Below are 17,413 nucleotides of genomic sequence, written 5' to 3'. Positions count from 1 at the left end.
CGGATCTCGGTACGTTTGAGGGCGTTCAGAATTCTGTGTCAGCCTAAATTGCTAAATATCTAGCACGCCATCTAACCTACCTTCGAAGTGGATGGCTAATTGCGACAATGTCAGATTCCAGCTGTGGATTGGCATTGTCCATTTCTTTGAGGCGTTCAATATGCCCGCATACAACAATTTCATCAAGCTATTTTCATTCGGGAGTGCTCCTTTGGTTTGGGTGAGCTTCCGAAATGGAAGGAAAGGAGCCTTTGGTGGTGAGAGTCCAAGCCCTTATTGTTCTATAGATATGACCCAAGACGAATGTCGATGGTATGAGAATGTTGTCTGCTCTGTGGGTGCATGTGGGCTGGGAATAGGAGTTAACGCGGATTTCTTGAGGGTGCGAGTTTCTGATGATTACAGGATTGCGTATATAGAAAAGGTGGAGGAGTTTGATACCGAACTAGCAATATACCTCTGTATTGCTAAATATTATGGTAAATCTTATGAAGATGCTAAATCTATATCTCCTTTTAGTCTTGCGAGTTTAGCCCTTTCTGCTCTATATGAAGATATTAGAAGAACAGCGAAAACTATCGGTACATCAAATCTCAACTATTCATATTCTGAATATTATAAAGGTAAACGTATTATCAAAATGAGTAAAACTTTAGGTGGTTTATCAAATTTTATGCTCGTTGCTGGTATGGGAGCAGCTGGCTATGTTTTTGGTGCTGATTTAGCATGTACATACATATATGAATAAGGGGCTTTTATGCGAAATATTATTTTCAGAGTGCTTGCTGGTATTTTAGGGGTTTTAATGACTTTTGGAGAGGTTTATAAATACTTTACTGCCTCTTATTTATTTAGCTGGATTTTCTTCGTTAGCATGTTCCCTATAGGTGTTATGTTTATATATTATTCGCTTTCAGGGCGCGTGCTTTTTAAAAGTAAATAATTATATTCGCAAGGAAAAAATTTAATGAATGGAGTCAGGTACACTAATTGATGTACCTGACTTTTCTTTATTCCTGCTGAAATGAACTACACAGTAATAAATGGAAGTCTGATTTGCTATTTCTATCGGTCATCAACCAGCTAACTAAGCCAAAATCAAGCAGAATATAACTCTCGATAGCAGGTTATGACTTTCTACTTTAGCTAAGCTAATTTTGTCAAATTTGAAAGCGTGAATGTCGGTTAATCGCTCTTAGCTGTCTTTGAGTTTAAATCTGAAATGTTAGTGTATCTATGAGCTAATACCTGTGAGTTTACTGTTGTTGCTGCCAAACTAACGCTTTAAAGTGTTTTCGACATAAGGCTTCGTACCTTTCATTGCCTCCAATTTCAATTTGCTCGCCATCAATAGCGGCGTTACCTTGGGCGTCGAGTCTGGTAACAAATCCCGCTTTTTTTCCACAGTGACAAATTGTTTTCAACTCAACGAGCTTGTCTGCCCAAGCTAATAGGGCAGCACTACCAGTAAAAGTTTCACCTAAAAAGTCAGTTCTGATGCCGTAGGCGAGCACTGGGATGCCTAGTGAGTCAACAATATCGGTTAATTGTCTGACTTGCGCTTTGGTTAAGAATTGAGCTTCATCAATCAAAATACAATGACATTGCTGCTCTGTGGCACTCTGGCTTACTTCTTGGTAAATATTGGTTTGACTATCAAACAGCTTAGCATCAGCATGAATACCTAAACGCGATGAAACTTGACCTTCTGAAAACCGATCATCAATTTTGGCAGTGTAAACTATGGTGTTCATACCACGCTCTTGGTAATTGTATGATGATTGCAGCAAGTGAGTTGATTTACCAGCATTCATCGACGAGTAGTAAAAATAGAGTTTAGACATCTTTTTTGGGGTGTTTTAACGTTGACAATATCTTAATAGAATAAAAAAAGTAGCTCACTAATAGCTACTTTTGTTGGTGTTATCTGCTTCGGCACCAAGGGTAACGAGCAAATTATTGAGCAAGCTACTTGCACCAAATCTAAAGCGCTCTGGCGTTAACCAAGCCTCACCAAGAATATCTTTCGCCATATCTAAATAGATTTTAGCGTCTTGCGCTGTTCGCACGCCGCCGGCGGGCTTAAAGCCAACTTTGGGGTTCTTATCCTTGATAACCTGCATCATAATCTTTGCTGCTTCAGGCGTTGCATTAACGGCAACTTTACCAGTAGAAGTTTTAATGAAGTCGGCACCCGCAGCAATTGAAATTTCACTTGCAAGTTGAATTAAGGCGTCAGTTTTTAATTCACCGGTTTCAATGATCACTTTTAGTTGTACACCGCTACCGCACGCTGCTTTACAGGCTTTTACTAAATCAAAACCTATTTGCTCGTCACCACTGATTAGCGCGCGATACGGGAAAACAACATCAACCTCATCAGCGCCGTATGCTACCGCGGCCTTAGTTTCTGTAACCGCAATGTCAATATCATCACCGCCGTGAGGAAAGTTAGTCACTGTCGCGATCTTGATCTCTGGTGTACCTTGGCTAGCAAGTTGCTTTTTCGCAACAGGAATAAAACGCGGGTAGATACAAATAGCTGCAGTATTACCTTTAGCCGACTTCGCCTGCTGACACAGGGTAATAATGTCTTGTGATGTTTCGCTATCGGTTAAGGTTGTTAAATCCATCATTGATAGCGCTTGTTGTGCATAGACAGTTAAATCAGTCATTGAGTTTCCTTAAAGAGATAAGAACGTACCAGCAATTGCTGCACTCATTAAATTAGCAAGTGTCGCTGCTAATACCGCTTTCATACCTAACTGAGCGATGTCTTTACGACGGCTCGGCGCCATAGCACCAATACCACCAAGTAAGATACCTATCGAGGACAAGTTAGCAAAACCACACAGGGCAAACGTAATGATCGCTTGAGTATTTGGCGTTAGTGAATCTTTAATTTCAACGAAATTTGCATAGGCGAAAAATTCATTAACCACGATTTTTTGCCCAATAAAATTACCGGCAGTCATCATTTCTTCATAAGGTACACCGATAATATAGGCCACTGGCGCAAAGATCAGGCCGAAAATTTCTTTTAGTGAAATTTCTGTTAGGTTTGAGCTAAAAATACTATTGGCTATTGAGGTTAAACTCACACCACCTAATTCTGTTGTCGTGATACCGACAATTATCGTATTGAGCAGTGTCACTAGCGCGATGAAGGCTAGTAGCATCGCACCAACGTTGGCGGCCAACATTAATCCTGATGATGCCCCTTGTGCAGCAGCGTCGATGACATTAGTTGGTTTAGCATCTTCTTCACCAAAAATAACCTCTTTTTCATCTTGAGCGCTGACCTTATCATCGTCTAACTCAGGCATCAGTAGTTTTGCCATTAACAAGCCACCAGGAGCAGCCATAAAGGAGGCCGCAACTAGGTATTTTAATTCAACACCTAAACCTGCGTAGCCAGCTAACACTGAACCGGCAACAGAGGCTAAACCGCCAACCATAACGGCAAACAATTCTGAACGGGTCATGCCTGCGATATAAGGCTTTACGACTAAAGGTGCTTCAGTTTGACCGACAAAAATATTTGCTGTTGCCGAGAGTGACTCAGGTTTACTCGTGCCAAGCAGTTTATGTAAACCGCCACCAATAATATTGATTACCCACTGCATAATGCCAGTGTAGTAGAGCACAGCGATTAATGAAGAAAAGAAAATAATAACCGGTAACACGCGAACGGCGAAGACAAAGCCTACGCCATTGGCAAACATCGTATCGGTGCCTAATCCACCGAATAAGAAGTCGATACCCGCTTTTGCACTATCAATGACTTGTTGAACGCCACTTGAAAAACCAGCGAGCATATCCTTGCCTTGAGGAACGTACAAGACGAAAGCGCCGAGTAAAATCTGCAAGCCAAAGGCAAAACCAACGGTACGCCAGTTGATCGCCTTTTTGTTACTACTGATAAGTACTGCAAATGCAAATAGCGCAGCAATACCTATAAGGCCCCTGATAAAACCTAGTTCCATTTAAACCTCGTTATTTTTTTATGTAAGCTGTCGAAGTTGTGCTTTAAGCACTTCGATAGCCATTCTGTTTTTACCACCTCGAGTTACCACGATATCAGCAAATGCCTTCGATGGTTCAACAAACTGATGATACATCGGCCGAACCGTTTCAACATACTGATCTGTGATCGAAGTTAAACTGCGCTCACGCTCGACCATATCTCGCTTAATTCGGCGAATTAAACAAATGTCTAGTGGGGTGTCCATATACACTTTAATATCAAAAATTTCTCGTAAACTAGGCTCCGATAATAGCAGTATACCTTCAACTAAGATGATTTTTGATGAAGCGACCTTGACGGTGTTAGATGTTCTTGTGTGCGTATTGTAACAATATACGGGTGTCTCAATCGTGTCACCAAGTAATAAGCTATTTAAATGGGCTAATAGTAAGTCGTGTTCAAATGCTTGAGGGTGATCGTAATTGGTTTTTATTCGCTCTTCCATTGGCAAGTGATTTTGACAACGGTAGTAGGAGTCTTCTTTGATAATCGTGATATTTTCAGGCCCTAATTCATCCAAAAGCTCATCGTGAATAGTGCGAGCAAATAAAGTTTTACCTGAAGCAGAAGCGCCAACGACTGCGATAATTGTTGGCTTGTTGTTAATTTCGTGAGTCATAAGCGCTAAATTGAAGGCCTTGAAAATCTGATATTTTAGCTGATTGCGATAAAAAGGGTACTAGCACGACTAAAAATACCTCTTGAATTGATATTTAGTACTAAGCTTTCGTTAATTACTTTTTTCAAAATTGTAATAGTGCTAAGCTAACACATCTTGACCTGATGGTCATGTTTTTTGTTGTTTTTTTATTTTAAGGTGATTGTTATGACTCGTGCAATAGTGATGGTGATAGACGGTTTTGGTATCGGCCATGCACCGGATGCAGATAAATTTGGCGATATCGGTGCCAACACTTTTGCTAACTTATCTAAACACTTTCACCAATCACAGTCGCGTAACTTAGTTTTACCTACGTTAAGTCAAATGGGGTTAGTGGAAGCTTGTAAAGCAGCTAGCGGTGCTGAAATTCATGTTGAACCTATACCTGCAACTAAAGGCGCCTTTGGCTACTGTGCAGAAATTAGCACTGGCAAGGATACGCCAAGTGGTCATTGGGAAATGGCTGGTGTCCCAGTATTGTTTGATTGGGGTTACTTCACTGATAAGCAACATAGTTTCCCAAATGACTTACAGCAACAGATATTCCAGGCAACTGGTATTCAAGGCATGCTAGGTAACTGCCACGCATCGGGGACAACGATTATCGCACAGCTGGGTGAGGAGCATATTAAATCGGGCTTGCCGATCTGCTACACCTCAGCAGATAGCGTATTTCAAGTGGCCGCTCATGAGGAACACTTTGGGTTAGAAAATCTCTATAAATACTGTGAAACTGTGCAGGCAATCGTCGGCCCGATGAATATAGGTCGTGTTATTGCAAGGCCATTTATTGGCAATGATGCCAGTGATTTTGAGCGAACTGGCAATCGCCGTGATTTTTCAATTTTACCACCTGAGCCAACCATACTAGATAAATTAAAAGCTGCAGGAGGGGAGGTAATTAGTGTTGGTAAAATAGCCGACATTTTTGCCCAACAGGGTATCACACAAAAAACTAAAGCGACGGGTATTGAAGCGCTTGTTGATGCAACAATGGCACACATGGCAACCGCACCATCGAACAGTATTATCTTTACCAACTTGGTTAACTTCGATCAAGATTTTGGTCATCGCCGCGATCCGGTAGGTTTCGGCTTAGCATTAGAAGCCTTTGATAGCCAACTAGCCAAATTACTTTGCCAACTAAACGATGACGACACATTATTTCTGATCGCAGATCACGGTTGTGATCCAACATGGCAGGGCTCAAATCATACCCGTGAATATGTTCCTCTACTGGCCTTCCACAACCAGATAAATTCAGTAAGCTTGGGCGAACGGTCAACTTTTGCTGATTTAGGGCAAACCCTTGCGGAAATGTTTAAGCTCGAAAAAATGCGCTACGGGACGTCGTTTTATAGCAATTTGTAAAAAAGTTAGTACAAAGTGTAAATAAACTAGTATAATTGGTCAGGATTATTGAGGCGCTATAATAAATAAATCAAACCTCAATTTTGTTTAAAATTTAAACACTTAGTATTGAGTACACAATGTACTTATAAGCACTATCCTGGGAGAATATAACATGGGTTTACTAAAGCAATCGTCTCTTGCTTTGAGTATTAATGCTGCCATTTTATCGACAACTGTTGGTATGGCGATGCCGGCTTTAGCTGAAGAAGCACAAGCGGGCAAATTGGAAGTTATTGAAGTAACAGCGCGTAAGCGTGTTGAGAATGTTCAAGAGGTTCCAGTTGCTGTATCAGCCTTACAGGGCGATAACCTTGATGCATACAGCTCAGCTGCGATGGACATTCGATTCATGAATGCTCGCGTACCAAGCTTATCTGTAGAGTCTTCTTTTGGTCGTACTTTCCCGCGTTTTTATATGCGTGGTTTAGGTAACTCTGACTTTGATTTAAACGCCTCACAACCTGTTTCGTTAGTTGTTGATAACGTTGTACAAGAAAACCCAATTTTAAAAGGTTTCCCTGTATTTGATGTTGAGCGTATTGAAGTGTTACGCGGCCCACAAGGTACGTTGTTCGGTCGTAATACACCGGCTGGTCTGGTAAAGTTTGACTCAGTAAAGCCGTCGCAAGAATTTGAAGGTTTTGCTTCATTATCGTACGGTACCAAAAACACAACTGATTTTCGTACCGCAATGGGTGGTGGTTTAACTGATAACCTATCGACTCGCGTTTCATATTTACGTCAAGATCGCGATAACTACATCGATAACGAAGCGCCAGACATTTTTGGTGAAGACTTTCAACGTAAAAACGTTTTAGGTGGTTATACCGATCAAGCGTTACGCGTCCAATTCTTATACGAAGGTGATGATTTTAACGCTTTGTTTAATTACCACGCGCGTGATCTAGACGGCAAGCCTGTAACTTTCTATGCAAACGCATTCAAGCCAGGTTCAAATAGTTTACGTGAAGGTTTTAAACGTGACGTTGTCGAGCACGATTCTGCAGACCGTGCCACACAGCAAGTAGAAACTCAAGGCGCAAGCTTAACACTTGATTTTGACTTAGGTGATTACACATTTACGTCAATTACAGGTTGGGAAAGTGCTGAAATTTATTCTCGTGCCGATGTAGATGGTGGTTACGGTGCGCCATTTGCACCAATTATGGGGCCAGGTGTAATTACGATCAGCTCTGAAACAGCAGACGGTATTCCCGATCACGATCAAATCACTCAGGAGTTTCGCTTAACCTCTAACTTTACTGGCGATTTCAACTATCAAGCGGGTGTGTTTTACTTTAGCGAAGACTTAACGATTGAAAGTTTTGCTTACGATGCGTTATTCGGCGCAGGTGGCCCGCAAACGGGTTATGTTGTGCAAAAGCAAGATACAACTGCTTGGGCGATTTTCGGCTCATTTGATTACAACATCTCAGATGCAACGCAAGTAACGTTAGGTTTGCGTTATTCTGACGATGACAAAGATTACTCTACAGAGCGTTTCCAAGGCCCATTAAACGGTTGTTGTGGTCAGCCGAACGAAGCATACGGTGAAGTTAACCCAAGTGATAGCCATGTTTCTTGGGATGTAAGTGTTACTCATAAAGTAAATGCTGATGTAAACGTTTACGCACGTGTTGCTGATTCTTTCCGCGCCCCTTCAATTCAAGGTCGCTCACTATTTGCGTGGGATGACGGTATTTCAGTCGCCGACTCTGAAACAATCTTGTCTTTTGAAACGGGTGTTAAGTCAGACGTACTAGACGGTGCAGGTCGTATTAACGCTTCTGTATTCTACTTTAATATGAACGATCAGCAGTTAACGTCTGTTGGTGGTGATAGCAACACAGCGCGCTTATTAAATGCTGATAAGACAACGGGCTACGGTTTTGAAGTTGATTCAGAATTTATGGTTACTGAAAACTTAGCCGTTACTGCAAGTGTCAGCTATAACAATACTGAATTAAAGGATGCAAACATTTCGGTTCCAGTTTGTGCATTATGTACAGTAACAGACCCAGTTGAAGATGGTCGTGCGCTTATCAATGGTAATTCTTTACCACACGCGCCAGAGTGGATTGGTGTGGTAACAGCGCGTTACGCAATGGATGTTGGTGCAGGTGAAATGTACTTCTACACGGATTGGTCATACCGCAGTGAAATTAACTTCTTCTTATATGAATCAGAAGAGTTCACTGGTAAAGCGCTACTTGAGGGCGGCGTAAGTGCTGGTTACACGTGGGATGAGGGTGAAAACTCTTACGACGTTTCTGTGTTTGGCCGCAACATTACCGATCAACAACAAGCCATTGGTGCTGTAGATTTCTCAAACAATACGGCAATCATCAACGAAGAAGCCTTCTGGGGCGTTGAGTTTAAAGTATCTTTCTACTAAAAATAGTTAAGCTATTTAACCACTAAACAAGGTGGGGTCAGGGTAAGTTTACGCTGACCCCATTTTTTTATCTTATTTTCATCATTTATTGGTTGTTAACTATTTATTAACATTGTATAGTTGCGCGCGAATGGAAATCATTCATCTGTTTTTTAAAGGAATTTTGGAATTATGAAAAAATTATCTGTTATTGCAAGTGCTATGGCGTTAGCTTTTTCAGCAAACGTTTTAGCTGAAAATAACACGCCTGTTTCTTGGGATTTTGCTGAGTTAGGCTACAAAAAAGTAAAATTTGACGGTTTAACCTTAGATGGTTACGCAGTTAACATTTCTAAGCTTGTAACCGAGCAAGTATATGTTTTTGGTTCATTTGCTAGAACACAAGACGACATTGATGTTGGTTTAGCATCAGACATCAACGTAGAGTTAGATCAATACAACTTAGGTGTTGGTTACCGCTCACAAGTAAACGATACTACTGACTTCTTTACTGCGATTTCATACGAAATTGCTGACGTTAGTGCTGCTGATGAAGGTATGGATGACGACGGTTTTGCGGTTGACTTTGGTCTTCGCTCAATGTTCGGTGAAAATTTAGAATTAGCGGGTACTTTCGGTTTATTACACCTTGAAGGTACAGATTATGTTGCTGGTGTTAGCGCTAATTACCAATTCACTGAGAACTTCTCAGCGACTTTAGGTTTTGAGTATATGGCTGACGTTAAGCAGTACGCATTAAGTGCTCGTTACAGCTTCTAAGCTGGATAAACACTTTAGCGTAAAATGGCCGCAATTGCGGCCATTTTTGATCGAGTTATAAGTCTTATAACTAGTAAATTAAAGCACGCTTTCTAGCGTTAGCTCCATCATTTCTTTAAACGTGTTTTGACGTTCTTCAGCAGTGGTTTGCTCACCGGTTTTAATATGATCACTTACTGTTAATACCGTCAACGCTTTTTTGCCACATTCAGCAGCAACGCCATATAAGCCTGCAGCTTCCATTTCGACAGCTAAAATACTGTTCTTTTCCATTTGGGCAAACATTTCTGGTTGTGGTGTATAGAAAAGATCAGCGGTAAAGATATTACCAACGTTGATTTTGATACCCATTTTATCGGCAGTGTCTGCTACTTTGCGCAGTAAGCCAAAGTCTGCACATGGTGCAAAATCACAACCGTTTAATCGCTGACGATTTACGTTTGAATCCGTACTAGCTGACATTCCAACGATAATGTCGCGAACCTTGATGTCATCGCGAATTGCACCACAAGAGCCAATTCGAATAATGCTCTCTACGCCATATTGAGTATAGAGTTCAGTAGCGTAAATAGAAATTGATGGCACGCCCATGCCCGAGCCCATAACAGAAACTTCTTTACCCTTGTATGTACCCGTGTAACCAAACATATTGCGAACAGAAGTTACTTCTTTGACATTTTCTAAGAAGTTTTCAGCGATGAATTTTGCGCGTAGCGGATCACCCGGCATTAATACGGTTTTCGCAAAGTCATTGGGTTGTGCTGAGATATGAGGAGTAGCCATTAAATATACCTATAAGTTAATTAAAACAAATGTTGTAGAAAATAAAAGCCAGTAAGTTTCAAGCCAGATGGAACTGCTATCAAGGATGTTTTACTGAAATGGATGGCAATTTTAACTGAAAAAGCGTTCAACAATCCAGTTATAACCAACGCTGCCCAAGTATACACCAAAAATACCAACGATTCCTGATAATACGGGCGGTGCTGGTATAGGGAGTTTTAATGCAGTAAAAATAATGCCAACGATAATCCCCGTTAAAAGTGCTAATAAAACTTCTGTCATAAAACCTTCCTATTAATTAAATCAACGTGTTTTCAATGTTCGCAACTGTTGTTTTTCCTGATCGGAAAGAAAGCAAGCGTCAATCGCATTAAGTTGCAGTTGGCTAATCTGTTCAGATGAAAGCTTCACAATGTCGGCAGCTATGTTAAATTCATCGATAAGCTCTGTACTTTCAACCGCTGGATCATCAGTATTTAGGCAAACCTTCACATCATTAGCTAAAAATTGTTTAATAGGATGTTGAGCGAGATCGTTAACCGTTCCCGTTTGATAGTTAGATGTTAGGCATGATTCAATCACGATATTGTGTTTGGCTAAATAGTCAATTAATTTATTATCTTGGATGCTATTAACACCGTGACCAATACGAATTGCGCCAAGGTGCTTGACCGCGTGCCAAACGCTTTCTGCACCGCATGCTTCACCGGCGTGAATCGTAACAGGTAGTCCGGCTTGGTGAATGCGACTAAAGTGTTGCTCAAATAATTCACCAGCAAAGCCTTTTTCGTCACCTGCTAAATCCATACCTACAAGCGCTGATCTATATTGAAGTAGGGCATTTAACTCTGTTGTGCAATTTGCTTGACCATAACTTCGGCTTAAAATACCAATCAGGTTTACTTTGGTTTTTTCGCTAAATGCTTTTCTGCCTTGGTTAATACCATCAATTACTGCTTCAACAACGCCTTCTACCGGTAACTGGTTAAACATCGCCATATAAAACGGTGAAAAACGCAATTCCGCATAATCGATATTTGCCTTGACAAGATCTTCGACATTTTCAAACGCTATCCGTTTAACATCGTCTAAACTTTTTAAAACTTGTACGCCATAATCTAACTTGGTAAGGAATTCGACGAGATTATTCGCTTTATCTTGGATCGTAGCAAAGGTAGTAAAGTCATCCAAGGTGGCGCCTGGCAGTTCAGTACCATTTTGTTGGCTGAGCTCCCAAATAGTTTGTGGCCGGATGTTGCCATCTAAATGGCGGTGTAAATCGATTAAAGGTAAAGTTTTGTTATACATGAAACTCCTAAACAAGAAGAAAACGGATGAAATTTAGGTGATCTACAAATTATAACGTAATTTTAATGGCTTTATTACTGATTGATTGATAGATTGTCGTTGGGACAGATATTTTAGGTGTCTAGACGTATATAAAAGTAAAAAATTGAAAGAGAGCTCGCAATGTATTATCAAACTGATGATGTCCATATCAGTAAAATCAAAGAACTATTACCCCCAGTAGCACTATTAGAAAAATTTCCCGCTTCAGAAAAGGCAAGCGAAGTTGTGTTTCAGGGCCGTAAAGCAATCCAAAGTATTCTAAATGGTAATGATGACCGTTTACTTGTTGTCATAGGGCCTTGTTCGATTCACGATCCGCAAGCGGCACTTGAATACGGTGAAAAACTCAACGTATTACGCAAGCAATATGCTGATAACCTTGAAATTGTTATGCGGGTATACTTTGAAAAGCCCCGTACAACTGTTGGTTGGAAAGGGCTAATTAATGACCCTTATCTCGACAATAGCTTTAAACTCAATGATGGTTTGAAACTTGGGCGTAAATTACTCGCAGATTTGAATGATTCAGGTATGCCTACAGCAGGTGAGTTCCTTGATATGATAACACCACAGTACATGGCAGATTTTATGTGTTGGGGGGCAATTGGTGCTCGAACAACGGAATCTCAAGTACATCGCGAGCTAGCCTCTGGCTTATCTTGTCCCGTTGGTTTTAAAAATGGTACCGATGGCACGATTAAAATCGCCATTGATGCCATTGGTGCGGCAAGTGCTTCACATCACTTTTTATCGGTGACCAAATTTGGTCATTCAGCAATTGTTGAAACTACTGGTAATCCCGATTGTCACATTATTTTGCGCGGTGGCAAACTGCCCAACTTTGATAAAGATAGCGTAGAGCAGGTGACTAGCCAGCTGAGCAATGCTCAGTTGAACACTAAAGTGATGATCGATTTTTCACATGCCAACAGCCAGAAAAAGTTCCAAAATCAAATGTTGGTATCTGAGGATGTTGCTAATCAAATTGCCGCGGGTAACCAAGACATCTTTGGTGTGATGGTTGAGAGTCATTTGGTTGAAGGACGTCAGGATCTGGTAGAAGGTGAACCATTAACCTATGGCCAAAGTATTACTGATGCATGTATCGGCTGGGGTGATACAGAAACACTTCTGGCTCAGTTAAACGATGCGGTTGCCAAGCGTAAAGCACGATAAGCCATTACTTTAGATAGCATTAGAAAAAGAGCCTAACTTGTTAAGTTTAGGCTCTTTTTGTGTTTTATACCAAGTGAATCAAATATTTGATCACTCAGCGAGATTTAAAAGGCTTTTAGACACAGGTTGTAAGTTCCAGACACAACCTAAGTACCTACATCCATGTAGGCAACGCTTTGATTGCCGATAATGGTCATTCTCGACAACTGCGTCCTGCGTTGTTCTAATACCCTACGTCCATGTAGGAACCTAATCAAAATCAGTAACGAAGTATAAAAGTCTTTTAAACTCGCCCTTGGGAGCTCGTCAGAAAAGTGATAATTTCACAAATTTACTTGATGTAGAATCACTACATCTGCATAAATTTCTTTTATTCTAACTTCCCTGACGTAGCTCTGAGTCGGTCAAATATTTATTTCAATTGGTATTATCTATTTAACCCTAAGCGATTCTTTTCTAACCACTTTAAGTATTCCGAGAGCACGAGTGGTTCTGAGTAAAAGTAACCTTGGCCTATGTCACATCCTAGTTCTCGTAGTTGGAGTTCTTGTTCTTGGTTATTTATACCTTCTGCAACTACCTCAATGTTCAGTGATTTTGCAATTTCAATGGTGCCAGCAATAATTTGACGCTGTTTTGGCAGGCTAAGTAGGCTTTCAATAAATTGATTGTCTAATTTTACTTCCTGGCATGGTAGCTTACTGATGTGTGAAATATTTGAGTCACCTTCACCAAAATCGTCAACACTCAAGATGAAGCCTAAGGTATTTAACCGCTTCATGTTTTCTACAATTCGCGAGTTGTTAATTAGCGTGCCTGGCTCAGTCAGTTCGATGGCAATATTTTCCGTTGGAATGTTGTTTTCCTTGATCGTTTGGGCAACAAATGGATAAAAGTCTTGATCGGCCAAATCGTGATTAGTCATATTGATGCTAATCAAGTGGCTTTGGTAACCTGTGTCGATGATTTCTTTTTGTTGCTTCAAGGCTTGTTTAAAAACCCAACGGCTGATTGATTTGATCAGGCCAATATCTGTAGCTAGGGGAATAAGCACGCTGTTTGGCACAATTGTCCCGTCACTTTTCGTCCAGCGAATCAAGACTTCACTACCACATACCTTGAGTGTTTTTAAGTCAACTTGCGGTTGATGAAGTAACTCAAATTCACCGTTATTAAAAGCTGTGATCATTTCGGCAGCTAAATCGAGTAGGTAAGCATCTTTTTTGTGGCTATCTTCTTGATATACCTGCCAGGGTAAATGAGCGCTTTTTGCTTGTTCTATGGCTAATTTTGCCTGTTGCATCAGTGCTTCAGTTTTAATGTCATTGCTATGGTTAATAGCTACACCAACCGTTGCACCGAGCGGAAAATTTACCTGTTTAACGCAATAGATTTCTTTAAACTTTCGCAAGATAGATTCGATAAAAACCGAGAGTTCCTCATCTTGCTGTTCTTTAAATAAAACGAAAATAATACCGGTTTCATCAATGCATACTTTTTGTTGATCGTTAAATAAGGTTTCAACCTTATCATTGTATAAAAACAATGAGTTCAGCCCGCGCTCAATAGATTTATAAAGATTGTTAACTTCATGATTTTCAATATAAAGTGATACAGTTGATATTTTTTCTGGTTCTATTGCTAGCACGGTAAACCGCTTTTCACCTTGTGCTTTTAATTGTTTTATACGGTTGGCTAAATTTAAGCTTTTTAATATTTTGGTTTCTTGATGATAGGTCAGTGTTGCAACTTTTTGTTGCTCACTCATTCGCATGCGTTCACCAAGCGCAAAAGCCATAAATATCGTTTCGAACATGACACCAATTAAAAATGCGTGATTAGTCCAAAATGATGAGTCGATGATATTGAGAAGCGCTAAGGGTTGAATTGCTGCGCCCGTTAACAAGGGTAGCCAAGAAATAAAATAGAAACGCGCCCAAGTAAACGTCGTGGTGAGCTTATTGACGATAATTGCAATGGCGTACAAATAGAAAAATGGCTGAATAGCAAAAAACGCCTTTGCTTGGGTAATTAAATCAGTAAACTGTAAAAAAATACCCAAGATGATTAGCATGATAGATAAAAACACACTAATGCGATAAATCGAAGATTTTTCTTGGTCGTATTGAAGAAAGTAACAAGTAAACAACAATAAACTGGTAATGATAATAATGTTTATTTGGATGATATGTGACTGAAACCATTGCTGGAGATCGTAGCTGAATAACAAATAGCCAAAGCCGTTTAAACTGGTAACCGTTAAAAAGGTGCTCGCAAGGTATGCGAGGTATGCCAGATACACCTTATCTTTGATCGCAAAATATAATACGATGTTATAAAGTGCCATCAATATGATACAACCGACAAAAGCGCCATATAATCCTATACTTGCGGTAACATTGAGGCTAAAGCCGTTACCTTTGTATAGCTTCAACGGAATTTCTGGTGGCCCGTAAGTTTTCAATTTAATTAGTAATGTTATGTCTTGATAACCACCAAGTTGGAATTGAAAATGCGGGAATGTTTGCATCAGGTTATCGGCTTGGTAGTTTGCCAGCGAATAGACCAAGTTAACATTCATAAACTGATCGACTTGATAAATTTCGAGCGTGTCGAGCATGGCATTATCAATGTGTAAAACCATGTTGTTATTTTGGTTACTATTGTTTGTATAATTTCCGATAATCCAATAGGTTTGGTCAGCTAAGTCATAGGGAATTTTATCGGCATCTTCAAGAATAAACTGTGACGACATCGACATGATAGTTTGTGGCGACGCTGTCTGTTTTCGATCGATAAAGTATCGATAGCTAGTATCAATGTTATCTTGAACGACAACGGTTTTTTGGGTGTATTGATGTAAAAACGAGATTGCGCTTTGTAAGACAAAGATTGTCAATAGTAGGAATATCGCAATAAAGGCTGGCTTACTATATCTAGTAAGGCGAGAGTTGTTTATCATGTTGCCCGTTTTCCTGTCGGCGAAATGTTTACTCTAAGAAGGAGTAACTTATTGATCTCCTTGTTTTAAAATAACACATTTATCGTTATCTTGCATGATCAATTAATAAAACCACGCAGGCGCACCAAATGAGAACGGTAAACCTTTATACTAACGAAGGTAAAGCTAGGGAAAAATTGGCTTTACCTTCACCGCGCACTTTATTTTGTCGCGCTTATGTACGTTTTAAAACCGCCTAGAAGGTTTCTCGCTCGATAACCATGATTAGCTAATTGGCGATAAGCGACATTGCCACGCAAGCCTACTTGACAATAAACGACAATTTCTTTGTCTTTTGGTAACTCATTAATTCGGCTACGTAGTTGATCTACAGGGATGTTAATGGCGTTGCCTATTTTTCCAAGTTTTTCGAGTTCAGTAGGGTTACGCACATCAACTAGGAGCTGATCACTCGTTAACGCGTCGATCTGGGTAAAATGTATCGGCTTAACATCACCTATTAGCACATTATGGGCAACAAAAGCAGCTTGGTTGATCACGTCTTTTGCTGAGCCATATGGCGGCGCATAAGTTAATTCTAGGTGCTGTAGTTGTTCAATGGTCATGTTTGCTCTGATAGCGACAGCCATGACATCAATGCGTTTATCTACACCTTCTTTACCGATTGCTTGAGCTCCTAAAATAAGACCGTTGTCTCGGTTAAATAGTAGTTTAAGCGAGACGGTTTCAGCGCCGGGGTAATAACTAGCATGGCTAGCACCGTGGACATAAACCTTCTCATAGTTAATGTTGTCTTTTTGTAATTGCTTTTCATTTCGACCGGTTGAGGCAACTGCTAAATCAAAGACTTTGCATATCGCAGTACCTTGAGTACCTTGATAGTGTTCATTGCGACCCATAATGTTGTCAGCGGCCATGCGACCTTGACGGTTAGCCGGGCCAGCTAACGGAATAATGGTTGGGCTTTTTGTCATAAAATCTTCAACCTCAACAGCATCACCAACCGCATAAATGTTAGGATCTGAGGTTTGCATTGCGGTGTTGGTTTTAATACCGCCTAATTCGCCAATTTCGAGCCCAGCCTCTTTCGCTAAACTTGTCTCTGGGCGAACACCAATTGCCATAATCAATAGCTCAGTCTCTATGTGACTGCCGTCAGAAAGCGATAGCAACAAAGACTGATTATTTGCTTGATAGTCTATTTTTTGCAGTGCAACGCCAAGTTTTAAGTCGACACCTTGACTTCTGATTTCCTGATGGACAAAACCTGCCATTTCGCGATCTACCGGCGTCATTACCTGATCTGCCATTTCGATCAGTGACGTTGCTATGTTTAAGTGGTGGAAGGCTTCCATCATTTCTAAACCAATAAACCCACCACCAATAACAGTCGCGTGTTTGATATTATTATCCCCGATCACCTCAATAATTTTGTCCATATCGGGGATGTTTCTCAATGAGTAGGTTAGCGGATTATCAATCCCTGGTATTGGTGGTACAACCGGAGAGGCGCCAGGACTGAGAATTAATTTATCGTAGCTTTCAAGGTAAGTTTGCCCCGTGTTGAGGTTTTTAACAGCAACCGTTTGTTCAACGCCATTGATCCCAATCACTTCATTGTGCACTCTGACATCAACGTTAAAACGAGCAAGGAAGCTTTCTGGCGATTGTAAAATTAAATTGTCGCGCTCGATTATCTCGCCACCAATGTGATAGGGCAAACCACAATTGGCAAAAGATACATAGGGTCCGCGCTCAAACATAATAATTTGCGCGTCTTCACTGAGTCTTCTAGCGCGTGCTGCTGCCGATGCACCACCTGCAACACCGCCAATAATTAGTATCTTCATTGTAAACTCCAATCGTTATTAGATAGTGCTAAGTCTA

General features: G+C 40.5%; 14 protein-coding genes and 1 pseudogene. 5 read left to right on the top strand and 10 right to left on the bottom strand.

The genetic code is table 11. The features are described 5' to 3' along the window. Nucleotides 1-51 precede the first annotated feature (51 nt). Nucleotides 52-234: pseudogene (locus tag LP316_RS11450) on the bottom strand (IS256 family transposase); the annotation flags it as partial. Here LP316_RS11450 and LP316_RS11445 point away from each other — a divergent pair. After that, nucleotides 161-748 (top strand): hypothetical protein, encoded by a 588-nt coding sequence (locus tag LP316_RS11445; protein WP_193021296.1) that lies wholly within the window; start codon nt 161-163, stop codon nt 746-748. The pseudogene LP316_RS11450 and the gene LP316_RS11445 sit on opposite strands and share 74 nt — an antisense overlap. A 508-nt stretch (nt 749-1,256) precedes the next feature. On the opposite strand, the gene LP316_RS11440 is transcribed toward LP316_RS11445, so the two are convergent. Genes LP316_RS11440 through udk form a run of 4 tightly spaced genes read right to left on the bottom strand, consistent with a single transcriptional unit; the run spans nt 1,257 to nt 4,646 of the window. Further along, a complete protein-coding gene (locus LP316_RS11440; RefSeq protein WP_193021295.1) occupies nt 1,257-1,844 on the bottom strand; it encodes a thymidine kinase in 588 nt (195 codons plus the stop codon). Between the two features lie 57 nt (nt 1,845-1,901). Beyond that, entirely contained in the window at nt 1,902-2,675 is a 774-nt protein-coding gene (deoC, locus tag LP316_RS11435; protein WP_193021294.1) for a deoxyribose-phosphate aldolase, read from the bottom strand. A 9-nt stretch (nt 2,676-2,684) separates the two neighbouring features. Further along, nucleotides 2,685-3,986 (bottom strand): NupC/NupG family nucleoside CNT transporter, encoded by a 1,302-nt coding sequence (locus tag LP316_RS11430; RefSeq protein ID WP_193021293.1) that lies wholly within the window; start codon nt 3,984-3,986, stop codon nt 2,685-2,687. An 18-nt stretch (nt 3,987-4,004) separates the two neighbouring features. Further along, on the bottom strand, nt 4,005-4,646 hold the full coding sequence (gene udk / locus LP316_RS11425; protein ID WP_193021292.1) for a uridine kinase: 642 nt from the start codon (nt 4,644-4,646) through the stop codon (nt 4,005-4,007). Between the two features lie 207 nt (nt 4,647-4,853). Here udk and LP316_RS11420 point away from each other — a divergent pair, with 207 nt between their 5' ends. From LP316_RS11420 to LP316_RS11410, 3 genes are all read left to right on the top strand, one after another. Beyond that, nucleotides 4,854-6,059: a phosphopentomutase gene (locus LP316_RS11420; protein ID WP_193021291.1), complete on the top strand. Its 1,206-nt coding sequence runs from the start codon at nt 4,854-4,856 to the stop codon at nt 6,057-6,059. Between the two features lie 154 nt (nt 6,060-6,213). After that, a complete protein-coding gene (locus LP316_RS11415) occupies nt 6,214-8,496 on the top strand; it encodes a TonB-dependent receptor (RefSeq protein ID WP_193021290.1) in 2,283 nt (760 codons plus the stop codon). 171 nt (nt 8,497-8,667) lie between these two features. After that, complete coding sequence (locus tag LP316_RS11410; RefSeq protein ID WP_193021289.1) at nt 8,668-9,255, top strand: outer membrane beta-barrel protein; 588 nt, start codon at nt 8,668-8,670, stop codon at nt 9,253-9,255. A gap of 78 nt (nt 9,256-9,333) precedes the next feature. Here LP316_RS11410 and deoD read toward each other — a convergent pair whose 3' ends face one another. The 3 genes from deoD to add form a co-directional block, all read right to left on the bottom strand. Next, nucleotides 9,334-10,038 carry a purine-nucleoside phosphorylase gene (gene deoD / locus LP316_RS11405; RefSeq protein WP_193021288.1) on the bottom strand — a complete coding sequence of 235 codons (705 nt, stop codon included), beginning with the start codon at nt 10,036-10,038 and terminating at the stop codon, nt 9,334-9,336. A gap of 111 nt (nt 10,039-10,149) precedes the next feature. After that, the gene (locus tag LP316_RS11400; protein WP_193021287.1) at nt 10,150-10,320 is read right to left on the bottom strand and encodes a XapX domain-containing protein; all 171 of its coding nucleotides are present in this window, start codon (nt 10,318-10,320) and stop codon (nt 10,150-10,152) included. Between the two features lie 21 nt (nt 10,321-10,341). After that, a complete protein-coding gene (gene add / locus LP316_RS11395; protein ID WP_193021286.1) occupies nt 10,342-11,346 on the bottom strand; it encodes an adenosine deaminase in 1,005 nt (334 codons plus the stop codon). A 162-nt stretch (nt 11,347-11,508) separates the two neighbouring features. Between add and aroG the strand changes: the two genes are divergently transcribed. Continuing rightward, a complete protein-coding gene (gene aroG, locus LP316_RS11390; protein WP_193021285.1) occupies nt 11,509-12,564 on the top strand; it encodes a 3-deoxy-7-phosphoheptulonate synthase AroG in 1,056 nt (351 codons plus the stop codon). Nucleotides 12,565-12,991: 427 nt separating this feature from the next. Here the strand turns inward: aroG and LP316_RS11385 are convergent, their stop codons facing one another. Together LP316_RS11385 and LP316_RS11380 are read right to left on the bottom strand one after the other, a co-directional pair. Continuing rightward, a complete protein-coding gene (locus LP316_RS11385) occupies nt 12,992-15,526 on the bottom strand; it encodes an EAL domain-containing protein (protein ID WP_193021284.1) in 2,535 nt (844 codons plus the stop codon). A gap of 200 nt (nt 15,527-15,726) precedes the next feature. Continuing rightward, nucleotides 15,727-17,376 (bottom strand): FAD-dependent oxidoreductase, encoded by a 1,650-nt coding sequence (locus LP316_RS11380; protein WP_193021283.1) that lies wholly within the window; start codon nt 17,374-17,376, stop codon nt 15,727-15,729. Nucleotides 17,377-17,413 lie beyond the last annotated feature (37 nt).

This window comes from Thalassotalea sp. LPB0316 (assembly GCF_014898095.1).
Classification (GTDB): domain Bacteria; phylum Pseudomonadota; class Gammaproteobacteria; order Enterobacterales; family Alteromonadaceae; genus Thalassotalea_G.
Note: the sequence above shows the minus strand (reverse complement) of the source record. Positions and strands in the feature narration are given on the sequence as shown.